The 12,679-nt window shown below is 74.5% G+C and carries 12 protein-coding genes and 2 tRNA genes; 11 read left to right on the top strand and 3 right to left on the bottom strand.

Annotation, left to right across the window (positions count from 1 at the left end):
* The 4 genes from CTKZ_RS07880 to CTKZ_RS07895 all read left to right on the top strand — a co-directional run.
* Nucleotides 1-935, top strand: a 935-nt coding sequence (locus CTKZ_RS07880; protein ID WP_235843398.1) for a CpaE/TadZ family protein, incomplete at its 5' end; no start/stop codon positions are given.
* 177 nt (nt 936-1,112) lie between these two features.
* Nucleotides 1,113-1,559, top strand: a complete 447-nt coding sequence (locus CTKZ_RS07885; RefSeq protein WP_124342435.1) for a DUF6912 family protein — start codon at nt 1,113-1,115, stop codon at nt 1,557-1,559.
* Between the two features lie 151 nt (nt 1,560-1,710).
* A tRNA-Gln gene (locus CTKZ_RS07890) sits at nt 1,711-1,782 on the top strand.
* Between the two features lie 95 nt (nt 1,783-1,877).
* A tRNA-Glu gene (locus tag CTKZ_RS07895) sits at nt 1,878-1,950 on the top strand.
* Between the two features lie 302 nt (nt 1,951-2,252).
* Here the strand turns inward: CTKZ_RS07895 and CTKZ_RS07900 are convergent.
* Nucleotides 2,253-2,972, bottom strand: a complete 720-nt coding sequence (locus tag CTKZ_RS07900; protein WP_124342436.1) for an IclR family transcriptional regulator — start codon at nt 2,970-2,972, stop codon at nt 2,253-2,255.
* A gap of 98 nt (nt 2,973-3,070) precedes the next feature.
* Here CTKZ_RS07900 and leuC point away from each other — a divergent pair, with 98 nt between their 5' ends.
* From leuC to CTKZ_RS07925, 5 genes are all read left to right on the top strand, one after another.
* On the top strand, nt 3,071-4,525 hold the full coding sequence (leuC, locus tag CTKZ_RS07905; protein WP_124342437.1) for a 3-isopropylmalate dehydratase large subunit: 1,455 nt from the start codon (nt 3,071-3,073) through the stop codon (nt 4,523-4,525).
* Between the two features lie 32 nt (nt 4,526-4,557).
* On the top strand, nt 4,558-5,217 hold the full coding sequence (gene leuD, locus CTKZ_RS07910) for a 3-isopropylmalate dehydratase small subunit (RefSeq protein ID WP_124342438.1): 660 nt from the start codon (nt 4,558-4,560) through the stop codon (nt 5,215-5,217).
* Between the two features lie 356 nt (nt 5,218-5,573).
* Nucleotides 5,574-6,890, top strand: coding sequence for a UDP-N-acetylglucosamine 1-carboxyvinyltransferase (gene murA / locus CTKZ_RS07915; RefSeq protein WP_124342439.1), 1,317 nt, complete (start codon nt 5,574-5,576; stop codon nt 6,888-6,890).
* A 21-nt stretch (nt 6,891-6,911) separates the two neighbouring features.
* Entirely contained in the window at nt 6,912-7,676 is a 765-nt protein-coding gene (locus CTKZ_RS07920) for a lysophospholipid acyltransferase family protein (RefSeq protein ID WP_124342440.1), read from the top strand.
* Nucleotides 7,673-8,716, top strand: a complete 1,044-nt coding sequence (locus tag CTKZ_RS07925; RefSeq protein ID WP_124342441.1) for an NAD(P)H-dependent glycerol-3-phosphate dehydrogenase — start codon at nt 7,673-7,675, stop codon at nt 8,714-8,716. The genes CTKZ_RS07920 and CTKZ_RS07925 overlap by 4 nt, the downstream gene beginning before the upstream one ends.
* 123 nt (nt 8,717-8,839) lie before the next feature.
* Here the strand turns inward: CTKZ_RS07925 and CTKZ_RS07930 are convergent, their stop codons facing one another.
* Nucleotides 8,840-9,997 (bottom strand): trans-sulfuration enzyme family protein, encoded by a 1,158-nt coding sequence (locus CTKZ_RS07930; protein ID WP_124342442.1) that lies wholly within the window; start codon nt 9,995-9,997, stop codon nt 8,840-8,842.
* Nucleotides 9,998-10,076: 79 nt separating this feature from the next.
* Between CTKZ_RS07930 and CTKZ_RS07935 the strand changes: the two genes are divergently transcribed.
* On the top strand, nt 10,077-11,246 hold the full coding sequence (locus CTKZ_RS07935; protein ID WP_263974770.1) for a D-alanine--D-alanine ligase family protein: 1,170 nt from the start codon (nt 10,077-10,079) through the stop codon (nt 11,244-11,246).
* Between the two features lie 128 nt (nt 11,247-11,374).
* Here CTKZ_RS07935 and CTKZ_RS07940 read toward each other — a convergent pair whose 3' ends face one another.
* Complete coding sequence (locus CTKZ_RS07940; RefSeq protein ID WP_371852348.1) at nt 11,375-11,884, bottom strand: DUF3515 family protein; 510 nt, start codon at nt 11,882-11,884, stop codon at nt 11,375-11,377.
* Nucleotides 11,885-12,055: 171 nt separating this feature from the next.
* Here CTKZ_RS07940 and CTKZ_RS07945 point away from each other — a divergent pair.
* Nucleotides 12,056-12,679: thiamine-phosphate kinase (locus CTKZ_RS07945; RefSeq protein WP_235843399.1), on the top strand; the 624-nt coding region annotated here is incomplete at its 3' end.

Genomic DNA, 12,679 nt, shown 5'->3' on the forward strand with positions numbered 1-12,679 from the left:
CCCTCGCGGCGCTCGACAGCCCGCACGCGCCCGGCTCGCGCCCCGCGGCGGTGCCCGACGACGGCGGGCCCGGGCCCGCGTCGGTCGCGCCGCGGGACGTCGACGGAGCGGTCGTGGCCGTGTGGGGGCCGACCGGTGCTCCGGGACGCACGACCGTCGCGGTCAACCTCGCGGCCGAGCTGGCCGCGTCGAGCGGCACGACCCTGCTGGTCGACGCGGACACCTACGGGGGTAGCGTCGCGCAGGTCGTCGGGCTGCTCGACGAGGCGCCGGGCCTCGCGGCGGCGGCGCGCGCGGCCGCCCAGGGGACGCTCGACCTGCACCAGCTCGCCCGCCTCGCGCCCGTGCTCGCGCCCGACCTGCGGGTGCTGTCCGGCGTCTCGCGCGCGGACCGTTGGCCCGAGCTCCCCGCGTCGTCGCTGGACGTGGTCTGGTCCGTCGCGCGCGGACTGGCGCTGTGGACGGTCGTGGACTGCGGGTTCTGCCTCGAGTCGGACGAGGTGCTGACCTTCGACACGCGCGCCCCGCAGCGCAACGGCGCCACGATCAGCGCCCTCGAGGCCGCCGACGTCGTCGTGGTCGTGGGCGCAGCCGACCCCGTGGGCATCCAGCGCCTGGTGCGCGGGCTCGGCGAGCTCACCGACCTCGGCCTCGGCTCGACGCGCGTGGTCGTCGTCAACCGGGTGCGGGCGTCGGTCGCCGGCCCGCGACCGGGAGAGGCCGTCGCCGGGGCTCTCGCGCGCTACGCCGGCGTGACGGACGCGCACCTGGTCCCGGACGACCGCCCGGCGCTCGACGCCGCGCTCCTCGAGGCGCGGACGCTGCGCGAGGCCGTGCCCGGCTCCCCGGCCCGTCGGGCCCTCGCCGGCGTCGCCGCGCGGGTGCACGCGACCGTCCGCGCGCCCGTCGGCGTCCGGGAGGTGGTCGCGCACTGACCCGGACTGCCCGGCACGGTCCGCCGGCCCGGGCGTCGTCGGGCTCGACCGTGCCGCGGACTGCTGGTCCGACCGGGGCGTCGCCGTCGACGAGGGCCTCGTCCGTCCGACCACCCCGGCGGCCGCCGGGCGGGGCGTCGCCGGACACGGCCTGACGGGCTCGGGCAGACTGGCCCGGTGCGTGTCTACGTCCCCGCGACCCTCGACGAGATCCCCGGCCCGCTGACGGCGAGGACGGCGCACGCGGTGACACCCGCGCTGCGGTCCGCGCTGCCCGACGAGGACGACGAGACCGTCGAGTTCGTCGCCCAGCTCACGGCGGCCGACGACGCGCTCGACCTGCTCAGGGCACGGCCTGACGCACCGCGGCTGCGTGTCGTCGTGTCGGTCGACGTGCCGGACGCGTCGGTCGCGGCGGTGACCGACGACGGCGCCCCACCGAGCGCCGTCCGACTCGTCGTGGACGTCGCCGCCACGGACGTGGCCTGCGCGCACGTCGACGAGCCCGAGGCGCGGCCGGACGTGGTCGCCGCTCTGGCCGGCGACGGGGAGGCGCGCGAGAGGCTCGAGGAGCGCGACCTGCTCTGGTACGACGCGTCCGAGCTGGGGGCGATCCCGCGCTGAACGCGTGGCGTTCGTCACGAACGACGCCACGGGCAGGGGCCGGTTGGACCGGCACGCCACGCCTCGGGTAATGTTCACCGCCGGTACGACGTCCGGACGACGCCGTGGCGGCCTTCGGGTGGCCCGGTCGAACGCCGGGGGTTATACCCCATGGGGTATGGTGTAATTGGCAGCACGACTGATTCTGGTTCAGTTAGTCTAGGTTCGAGTCCTGGTACCCCAGCGCGAGCACCGCTGATCGGGTGGTCCGAGTCCTTCGGAACATCGGGTAAAGTGTTCACTCGGTAAGCGGGGCCTCCGGGCCTCGTGTGCTGACAGGCCCCCGTTGTGTAGCGGCCTAGCACGCCGCCCTCTCACGGCGGTAGCGCCGGTTCGAATCCGGTCGGGGGTACGTCAAGGCCCGGTCACCTCGGTGACCGGGCCTTCGTCGTTCCCGGGACCTGGCCGCGTTCCCGGGACCTTGGCCGCGTTCCCGCGACCCGGCCACGCCGGGCGTCCGGGCCCTTCCCGTCGCGCGCTCGTCGCCGGCGTCGCCGCCGACGCGAGGACCGCGCTCGCCACGGCCGCGAGGACCGCGCTCGCCACGGCCGCGAGGACCGCGCTCGCCACGACCGCGAGGACCGCGCTCGCCGCACACGCGAGGACCCCCTCGCGGCCGGCTCGCGAGGGGGTCCGTGGACGGGGGAGCGGGTGTCACTCGGCGGTGCGGCGCAGGACCTCGGTCAGGCGGTTCGCGGCGGAGACGACGGCGGCGGCGTGCAGCCGCCCGGGCTGGCGCGAGAGGCGCTCGAGCGGCCCGGAGACGGACACGGCGGCCACGACGCGGCCCGACGGCCCGCGCACGGGGGCGGACACGGACGCGACGCCGACCTCGCGCTCGGACACGGACTGCGCCCAGCCGCGGCGGCGGACGCCGGACAGGATCGTCGCGGTGAACTTGGCGCCCTGCAGCCCGCGGTGGAGCCGGTCGGGCTCCTCCCACGCGAGCAGGATCTGCGCGGCGGAGCCGGCCTGCATCGTGAGGGTCGCGCCGACCGGGATCGAGTCGCGCAGGCCGATCGGGCGCTCGGCCGCGGCGACGCAGATGCGCATGTCGCCCTGGCGGCGGTAGAGCTGCGCGGACTCGCCGGTGTGGTCGCGCAGCGCGGCGAGCACGGGGCTCGCGGCGGCGAGCAGGCGGTCCTCGCCGGCGGCCGTGGCGAGCTCGGACAGGCGCGGTCCGAGCACGAAGCGGCCCTGCATGTCGCGCGCGACGAGCCGGTGGTGCTCGAGGGCGACGGCCAGTCGGTGGGCGGTGGGGCGGGCAAGATGGGTGGCGGTCACGAGCTGTGCGAGCGTCGCCGGGCCCGCCTCGAGAGCGCTGAGAACCGACGCGGCCTTGTCCAGGACGCCGACTCCGCTAGAGTTGTCCATAGGTCGATATTGGCGTCTCGGAGGCTGAGACGCAAGCAGGCAGGCAACAGGAACCGGGAACACCCCCCACCCGGACGAACAAGAAGAGGACCGAGAACATGGCCGGCACGTTGGCGGAGAAGGTCTGGGACGCGCACGTCGTGCGACGTGGCACCGAGGGCGCACCCGACCTGCTCTACATCGACCTGCACCTGGTGCACGAGGTCACCAGCCCGCAGGCGTTCGAAGGGCTGCGGCTGGCCGGACGCCAGGTCCGCCGCCCCGACCTCACGCTCGCGACGGAGGACCACAACACCCCGACGCTCGACATCGACCGGCCGATCGCCGACACGACGAGCCGCACCCAGATCGAGACGCTGCGCCGCAACGCCGCGGAGTTCGGCGTCCGCATCCACTCGCTGGGCGACGCCGACCAGGGCATCGTCCACCAGGTCGGTCCGCAGCTCGGGCTCACCCAGCCCGGCCTGACCGTCGTCTGCGGCGACTCGCACACGTCGACGCACGGCGCGTTCGGCGCGCTCGCGTTCGGCATCGGCACGAGCGAGGTCGAGCACGTGCTCGCGACCCAGACGCTCCCGCTCGCGCCGTTCAAGACCATGGCGATCACGGTGAACGGTCAGCTGCCCCCGGGCGCGACCAGCAAGGACATCATCCTCGCGATCATCGCCAAGATCGGGACCGGCGGCGGCCAGGGCTACGTGCTGGAGTACCGCGGCGAGGCGATCCGCTCGCTGTCGATGGAAGCCCGCATGACGATCTGCAACATGTCGATCGAGGCGGGCGCGCGCGCCGGCATGATCGCGCCCGACGAGACGACGTTCGAGTACCTGAAGGGTCGCCCGCACGCGCCCGAGGGGGCCGACTGGGACGCCGCCGTCGAGTACTGGCGCACGCTGCGCACCGACGACGACGCGACGTTCGACGAGGAGGTCGTCCTCGAGGCGGCGGACCTCGAGCCGTTCGTCACGTGGGGCACGAACCCGGGCCAGGGTCTGCCGCTGTCGGCGGCCGTCCCGGTGCCCGAGCAGATCGCCGACGCGAACGAGCGCGTCGCCGCCGAGCGCGCGATCGAGTACATGGGTCTCACGCCGGGTCAGCCGCTGCGCGAGATCAAGGTCGACACGGTCTTCATCGGCTCGTGCACCAACGGCCGCATCGAGGACCTGCGCTCGGTCGCCAAGGTCGTCCAGGGCAAGCACAAGGCCGACGACGTGCGCGTCCTGGTGGTCCCGGCGTCGGCGCGCGTCCGGCTCCAGGCCGAGGCCGAGGGGCTCGACAAGATCTTCCTCGACTTCGGTGCCGAGTGGCGCAACGCCGGCTGCTCGATGTGCCTCGGCATGAACCCCGACCAGCTCGCGCCGGGGGAGCGCTCGGCGTCCACGTCGAACCGCAACTTCGAGGGTCGTCAGGGCAAGGGCGGGCGCACGCACCTCGTGTCGCCGCTCGTCGCCGCCGCGACCGCCATCCGCGGCACGCTCTCGTCGATCTCGGACCTCGGCGAGGACCCGAGGGCGTTCGACGGCAGCCCGCTCACGGACCTCCAGTCGGTCTGACCCGACCCGCGATCGCAGAAGGAAGCACCGTCATGGAGAAGTTCACCCAGCACACCGGCATCGGGGTCCCGCTGCGCCGCAGCAACGTCGACACCGACCAGATCATCCCGGCCGTCTACCTCAAGCGCGTCACGCGCACCGGGTTCGAGGACGCGCTGTTCGCGGCGTGGCGCGGCGACCCGGAGTTCCTGCTCAACCAGGACGCGTACAGGAACGGCTCGGTCCTCGTGGCCGGTCCGGACTTCGGCACCGGTTCGTCCCGCGAGCACGCCGTGTGGGCGCTCAAGGACTACGGGTTCCGCGTCGTGATCTCGGCGCGGTTCGCGGACATCTTCCGCGGCAACTCGGGCAAGCAGGGCCTCCTCGCCGCGCAGGTCGCGCAGGAGGACATCGAGCTCATCTGGAAGATCCTCGAGACCCGCCCGGGCACCGAGGTGACCGTGGACCTCGAGTCTCGGACCGTCACGTGCGACGACGTCGTGGTGCCGTTCCAGGTCGACGACTACACGCGTTGGCGGCTGCTCGAGGGTCTCGACGACATCGGCCTGACGCTGCAGCACGCGGACGAGATCAGCGAGTTCGAGCAGACGCGTGAGCCGTGGCGCCCGCGCACGCTGCCCGCGAAGCACCTGCCGCCGGTCGAGATCAAGGCCGCGCGCCCCGTGCCGGTCACGATCGGCCGACCGGACTGAGGTCACGCGCACCGCACGCCCCGGAGGCCGGTGGGACCGTCGACGACGTCCCGCCGGCCTCCGGCGCGTCCGGACGCCTCGCCCGGACCACCACCCGTCCGTGCAGGGCGGGCCGGGCATCCGGGGGGCGAACGGGACGAACGTCACGCATCCGCGCCCAGGGATGGCTACCGTGAGCCCCAGGCCCTCGGGAAGAAGAGGCGCACCGCCGCGGTTCTCCCCTCGGGCCGGGTCCACGAGTCGCCCGACGGACGTCGTCCGTGCGCGGTGGGCCGGTTGTGAAGGTTTGGGGCCGGGCGGCGCGACGCGCCGCGTCCGGTCAGGAGCACGCCTCGGCGTGGGAGACGATGAGGACCATGAGCGATCTGCTGTACGTCAACGGGGGCAACCCCCTGTCGGGCGAGATCACCGTCCGCGGTGCGAAGAACTTCGTCTCCAAGGCGATGGTGGCGGCGCTGCTCGGCGAGACGCCGAGCGTGCTGCGCAACGTCCCGCAGATCCGCGACGTGGCCGTGGTGACCGGGCTGCTCGAGCTGCACGGCGTGAAGGTCGACGCCGACGCGGACGCGGGCGTCCTGCACCTCGACCCGACCGACGTCGAGAGCGCGCACGTCGCCGACATCGACGCGCACGCGGGCTCGAGCCGCATCCCGATCCTGTTCTGCGGGCCGCTGCTGCACCGCCTGGGGGAGGCGTTCATCCCCGACCTGGGCGGCTGCCGCATCGGCGACCGGCCGATCAACTTCCACCTCGACATCCTGCGGCAGTTCGGCGCGGTCGTGGACAAGCAGGACAACGGGATCCACATCCGGGCGCCGCGCCGTCTGCAGGGCACCAAGATCGCGCTCCCGTACCCGAGCGTCGGCGCCACCGAGCAGCTGCTGCTGACGGCGGTCCGCGCCGAGGGGATCACCGAGCTCGCGGGCGCGGCGATCGAGCCCGAGATCATGGACCTCATCAACGTCCTGCAGAAGATGGGCGCGATCATCTCGGTCGACACCGACCGTGTGATCCGCATCGAGGGCGTCGACCGGCTCGTCGGCTTCCAGCACACCGCGCTCGCGGACCGCATCGAGGCGGCGTCGTGGGCGTCGGCCGCGCTCGCGACGGGCGGCGACGTGTACGTCCGTGGCGCGACGCAGCCCGAGATGACGACGTTCCTCAACACGTTCCGCAAGGTCGGCGGCGAGTTCCACGTCGACGACGACGGCATCCGGTTCTTCCACCCGGGCGGCGACCTGCGGTCGATCACGCTCGAGACGGACGTCCACCCCGGCTTCATGACGGACTGGCAGCAGCCGCTCGTGGTCGCGCTCACGCAGGCGAAGGGCCTGTCGATCGTGCACGAGACGGTGTACGAGAACCGGTTCGGCTTCGTCGACGCGCTCGTCGGCATGGGCGCGACGATCCAGGTCTACAAGGAGTGCCTGGGCGGCCGGCCGTGCCGGTTCGGGCAGCGCAACTTCTTCCACTCGGCGGTCATCAGCGGCCCGACGCCGCTGGCCGCGGCCGACATCGAGGTGCCCGACCTGCGCGGCGGGTTCAGCCACCTCATCGCGGCCCTCACCGCGAAGGGCACGTCGGCCGTCCGGGGCATCAGCCTCATCGACCGCGGGTACGAGCGGTTCACGCAGAAGCTCGAGGCGCTGGGCGCCGAGTTCAGCCGCGACTGAGTCCCGGTAGCATCCCCTCCCGTGCCGCCGCCGCCGAACTCGCCCCGCGCCTTCCGCGTCGTCGCCTTCATCCTGCGCCCGCCGCTGCTCGCCATGACGAAGCGCGACTGGCGCGGCGTGGAGCACATGCCGCGCGACCGTGGCTTCATCGTCGCGTCGAACCACATGACGAACATCGACCCGCTGACGTTCGCGCACTTCCTGTGGGACAACGGCTTCACGCCGAAGATCCTCGCGAAGGCGTCGCTGTTCAAGGTCCCCGTGGTCGGCAAGGTGCTGCTCGCGACCGGCCAGATCCCCGTGCACCGCAACACGGCGGCGGCCGGGGAGTCGCTGCAGTCGGCCATCGCGGCGATCGACGACGGGGCGTGTGTCGCGGTCTTCCCCGAGGGGACGCTCACGCGTGACCCGGAGCTGTGGCCCATGGTCGGCAAGACGGGTGTCGCGCGGCTCGCGCTGACGACCCGCGCACCCGTCATCCCCGTCGCGCAGTGGGGTCCGCAGAACCTGCTCGGCCGCTACAAGAAGCTGCTCAAGCCGATCCCGGCGAAGAAGGTCTCCGTCGTCGCCGGGCCGCCGGTCGACCTCGACGACCTGTACGACCGGCCGCAGGACAACGCGACGCTGCGCGAGGCGACCGAGCGCGTCATGGCCGCCATCACCACGCTGCTCGAGGACCTGCGTGCCGAGCAGGCGCCGACGGTCCGCTACGACATGCGCAAGCCGAACGTCCCGCGCGACGCGAGCGCGGGCGGGGACGCCGCACCGCGTCCGGAGGTTCCGTGACGGCCGACCTGCTGCCGCCCGACGAGCCCGCGGCCCCGCGGCTGCGCGCGACCGTCCTCGGCGCGGGGAGCTGGGGCACGACGTTCGCCGCCGTGATGGCCGACGCGGGCTGCGACGTGACGGTCTGGGGCCGCGACGAGAAGACCTGCCGCCAGATCGCCGACGAGCACCGCAACGAGGCGTACCTGCCGGGCGTCGAGCTGCCGTGGCGCATCACGGCGACGACCGACGCGCACGCCGCGGTCCGAGGCGCCGACGTCGTCGCCGTCGCCGTGCCCTCGCAGCAGGCCCGCACGGTGCTCGAGCCGCTGCGCGACGCCGTCGGGCCGCGCACGGTCGTCGTGTCGCTCATGAAGGGGGTCGAGCTCTCGACCGACCAGCGCATGAGCGAGGTCGTCGCCGAGGCCCTGGCGATCGACGCGTCCCGCGTGGCCGTCGTCTCGGGCCCGAACCTCGCGCGGGAGATCGCGCGCCGGCAGCCGACCGCGACCGTCATCGCCTCGACGAGCGACGAGACCGCCCGCCTGGTGGCGCGCGCGTGCGCGTCGGCGTACTTCCGCCCCTACACGAACCCCGACGTCGTCGGCGTCGAGCTCTGCGGCGCCGTGAAGAACGTCATCGCGCTCGCGGTCGGCATCTCGCAGGGGCGTGGCCTCGGCTACAACACGATGGCGACGGTCATCACGCGCGGCCTCGTCGAGATCACGCGCCTCGGGCTCGCGCTCGGGGCCGACGCCGAGACGTTCCCGGGCCTCGCGGGCATGGGCGACCTCATGGCGACGTGCGCGTCGCCGGACTCGCGCAACCACACGCTCGGCGGTCACATCGGTCGTGGCATGACGCTCGACGAGGCGATCGCCGCGACCGGCGGGACCGCCGAGGGCGTGAAGTCGTGCCGGTCGGTGCTGGAGCTCGCGACGTCGCTCGGCGTCGAGATGCCCATCACGCACGCCGTGGTGCGCGTCCTGCACGAAGGGCTGCCCGTCGACCAGCTCGCCCCGCTGCTGCTCGCACGCCCGCACAAGGCCGAGGGTGCCTGACCGGACTCACGTGCGCGCGCGAGCGCGTCACGCCGCGCCCGGACGGGTCACGGGCGTCCCGGCACCGACGGGCGTGCCCCGCGGCCTGCGGGGGACGCCGGGTACCGACCGGGCGCGGTCCCGTCAGCCGGACGTCGCGGCGTCCAGCGCCTGCGCGAGATCGCGCCACAGGTCCTCGACGTCCTCGATCCCGACGGACAGCCGCAGCAGGTCCTCGGGCACGGTGACCGTCTCGAGCGGGAAGCGGCGCCGCCGCTCGAGGCTCGACTCGACGCCGCCGAGGCTCGTCGCGGGCACCCAGAGCCGCACCGCCGCGACCAGCGCCTCGGCCGCCGCGACCCCACCGCGCGGTCGTAGGCCGATGATCGAGCCGAAGCCGTCCATCTGCGCCGCGGCACGCGCGTGCCCGGGGTCGTCGGGCAGGCTCGGGTGGCGCACCTGCGCGATGCCCGGGTGGGCGGCGAGGCGGCGGGCGATCTCGGCGGCGTTCGCCTGCGACCGCTCGACGCGCAGCGCGAGGGTCCGCAGGCCGCGCAGCGCGAGCCACGCCTCCGTGGGTCCGGCGATCGCGCCGTGGACCGTACGGTGCCGGCGGAGCGCGGTGTGCACCGCCGGGTCGTCCGCGAGCGCGGCGCCGAGCACGACGTCGGAGTGGCCCGCGAGGTACTTGGTCACCGAGTGCACGACGACGTCCGCGCCCAGCGTGAGGGGCCGCTGACCGAGCGGCGTCGCGAACGTGTTGTCGACCGCCACGAGCGCGCCGACGGCGTGAGCAGCCTCGACGAGCGCGGGCACGTCGGCGACCTCGAGCATCGGGTTGGTGGGCGACTCGACCCACAGCATCGCCGCGGGCGTGCCGTCGCCCTGGACGGCCGCGACCACCGCGTCGGTGTCGTCGATGTCGACCGGGACGACCTCGAGGCCCGAGCGCGCGGCGAGGTCCTGCGCGTGCACGAGCGTCACGTTGTACGCGTGCCGGGGCGCGACGACCCGCCCGCCGGGCGGCACGAGGGACAGCGCCGCCGCGATCGCCGCCATGCCCGACCCGAAGAGCAGGGCCGGCCGCGTCGAGCGCTCGAGCGCGCCGAGCGTCTGCTCGAACGGGTGCCACGTCTCGGTGTCCGCCCGCGCGTAGAACAGCTCGCCGTCGGGCACCTCGCCCTGCGAGACGTACGTCGAGGACAGCACGATCGGCGGGTTTACCGGGGCGGCCTGCGTGCGGGCCGGGCGGCCGGAGCTGACGACGAGCGTGGCGGGGGACAGGGGCAGAGCGTCGGGCATGGCGCCACGGTACGCGTCCGTCCGACGACCGACCGGCACCGTCCGGAGCGGCGGCCTGCGCCCGGTAGGGTCGGGCGCGATGAACGACACCGCGCTCCCGTCGCCCACCCCCTCCGTCGGATCCGCGCAGGACGGCACGAGCGCGCGTGCGCGCGTCATGGTGCTGTTCGGCGGCCGCTCGGGCGAGCACGCGATCAGCTGCGCGACCGCCGGTGGCGTGCTCCGCGCGCTCGACCGCGACCGCTACGACGTCGTCGCCGTGGGCATCACGCCGACCGGTCGCTGGGTGCTCGCCGAGGACGACCCGGACCGCTGGGCGATCCGTGACGGCCGGCTCCCGCAGGTCGAGGACACGGCCGCGCACGTGCTGCTGCCGCAGGCGACCGACGACCGCGACGTCCAGGTGCTCGAGGCGGGCGCGCTGCCGCGCACGCTCGGTGCCGTCGACGTCGTCTTCCCGCTGCTCCACGGCCCCTTCGGGGAGGACGGCACCCTCCAGGGGATGCTCGAGCTCGCCGACGTGCGGTACGTCGGCGCGGGTGTGCTCGCGTCCGCCGTCGGCATGGACAAGCACATGATGAAGCTCGTCCTCGCCGGCCACGGCCTGCCCGTCGGGCCCTTCACCGTGATCCTGCCGGGCGAGCAGGACCGTGACCCCGAGGGCGTCGCGCAGCGGGTCGAGGCGCTCGGCCTGCCGCTGTTCGTCAAGCCCGCCCGCGCCGGGTCCAGCCTCGGCATCACCCGGGTCGACGACCTCGCCGACCTGCCTGCGGCACTCGCGACCGCGCGCGAGCACGACCCGAAGGTCGTCGTCGAGGCGGGCATCGTCGGGCGTGAGGTCGAGTGCGGCGTCCTCGGCGGGCGCGACGGGCAGCGGGCGCGCGCGTCCCTGCCGGGCGAGATCGTCGTCACCGACCCGCGGCACACGTTCTACGACTTCGAGGCGAAGTACCTCGACGAGGGCGGCGTGACGCTGTCGTGCCCGGCCGACCTGCCCGACGACGTCGTCGCCCGGGTGCGGGACGCCGCCGTGCGCACGTTCGAGGCCATCGGGTGCGAGGGCATCGCACGCGTGGACGTGTTCGTCACGCCCGACGGCGAGGTCGTCGTCAACGAGATCAACACCATGCCGGGCTTCACGCCGTACTCGATGTACCCGCGCATGTGGGAGGCGTCGGGCGTGACCTACCCGGAGCTGGTCGACGAGCTCGTGCAGCTCGCGCTCGCCCGGCCCACGGGCCTGCGCTGACGCGGTCGCTCCCGGCGCCGCGTCTCCGCCCGTGCAGCCGACGCCTCGGCCCCAGCGGCCGACGCCTCGGCCCGTGCGGCCGGCGCCGCCGCCCGTGCGGCCGACGCCTCGGCCCGTCGGACGCCGCGTCAGCCCGTGAGGCCGACGCAGGACCGCTCGACCGCCGCCTTCGCGACCGCCGGGCCCAGCACGTCGACGAAGGACGTGCTGCTCGTCGTCGCGGCGACCTCGGCGGGCACCCGCACCTCCACCGCGGGCACGCGGCCGTAGGTCGTGAACGTCCAGTCGGACCCCTGCTCGTCCTGCGGGTCGTCCGCGACGACGACCCAGTCGACCGACGTGCCGTCGGGCGCCTCGACCGTCACGCACCGGTCCGTCGTCGGACCCAGCGGCTCGACGCCGCACCGCAGCACGACAGCGGCGTGCGGGTCGCCCCACGCCGTCGTCGCCTGGCTCGTCGTGTCGACGCGGTCCAGGTCGTCGCCGAGCGTGTCGGGCGTCGAGAGCACGACGTCCGCGCACACGGGGTCCGTCGCGTGCGGCGCGACCGTCACCGGCACGGCCTGCGCGCAGCCGCCGAGCGCGAGGAGCGCCGCGACGGGCACGGTCGCGCGCAGACGGGATCGGGTCGAGGGCACACGTCACGGTAACCCGCCCGCGGGAGGCTCACGCACGCCGTCCGACCGCGGCCGGTCGCGACGCACGGGGTCACGCAGCGGCAGCCGCGACGGCCGCGTCGTCCCGGGCGTGACCTTCACCACGGCAGGTGCGGTGCGCGGGCGCGCCGCTCAGGCGTCTAGCGTGGCGGCGTGACCGACCAGCCCGGCCCGCGCGTCGCCGACCTGTCCGAGGACGGGCTGCTCGCCCGCATCTTCCCGCACCTGCCGCAAGGTCCCCGCACGCTCGTCGGGCCGGGCGACGACGGGGCCGTCGTGACCGCGCCGGACGGCCGGTTCGTCGTGACGACCGACGTGCTCGTCGAGGACCGGCACTTCCGCCGCGCGTGGTCCACGGGCGACGACGTCGGGCACCGCGCCGCGGTGCAGAACCTCGCGGACGTCGCGTCGATGGGTGCCGTGCCGACCAGCCTGGTCGTCGCGCTCGTCGTGCCCGGCGACCTTCCCGCGGACTGGGTCGAAGGGCTCGCGCGCGGGTTCGGTGACGCGTGCCGGCTCCACGGCGTGGACGTCGTCGGGGGCGACCTGTCCGGCGGTCCGCTCGTCGTCGTGTCGGTGACTGCGCACGGCGACCTCGAGGGCCGGGCACCGGTCCTGCGGTCCGGCGCGCGTCCGGGCGACGTCGTGGCCCACGCCGGCGCGTGCGGGACGTCCGCCGCGGGGTGGGCGGCGCTCGCCGCGGACCGGCCCGGCGTCGATCCCGACGCCGTCACGGCGTTCCGACGCCCGTCGTCGCCGCTGCGGGCCGGGCCGCTC

Source organism: Cellulomonas algicola (assembly GCF_003851725.1).
GTDB classification, from domain to species: Bacteria; Actinomycetota; Actinomycetes; order Actinomycetales; family Cellulomonadaceae; genus Cellulomonas; species Cellulomonas algicola.

Excerpts from the sequence above, each read along its gene's own strand:
- leuD (WP_124342438.1), top strand. The coding sequence starts at position 4,558 with ATGGAGAAGTTCACCCAGCACACCGGCATCGGGGTCCCGCTGCGCCGC.
- leuC (WP_124342437.1), top strand. The coding sequence starts at position 3,071 with ATGGCCGGCACGTTGGCGGAGAAGGTCTGGGACGCGCACGTCGTGCGA.
- murA (WP_124342439.1), top strand. The coding sequence starts at position 5,574 with ATGAGCGATCTGCTGTACGTCAACGGGGGCAACCCCCTGTCGGGCGAG.
- CTKZ_RS07935 (WP_263974770.1), top strand. The coding sequence starts at position 10,077 with ATGAACGACACCGCGCTCCCGTCGCCCACCCCCTCCGTCGGATCCGCG.
- CTKZ_RS07930 (WP_124342442.1), bottom strand. The coding sequence starts at position 9,997 with ATGCCCGACGCTCTGCCCCTGTCCCCCGCCACGCTCGTCGTCAGCTCC.
- CTKZ_RS07900 (WP_124342436.1), bottom strand. The coding sequence starts at position 2,972 with ATGGACAACTCTAGCGGAGTCGGCGTCCTGGACAAGGCCGCGTCGGTT.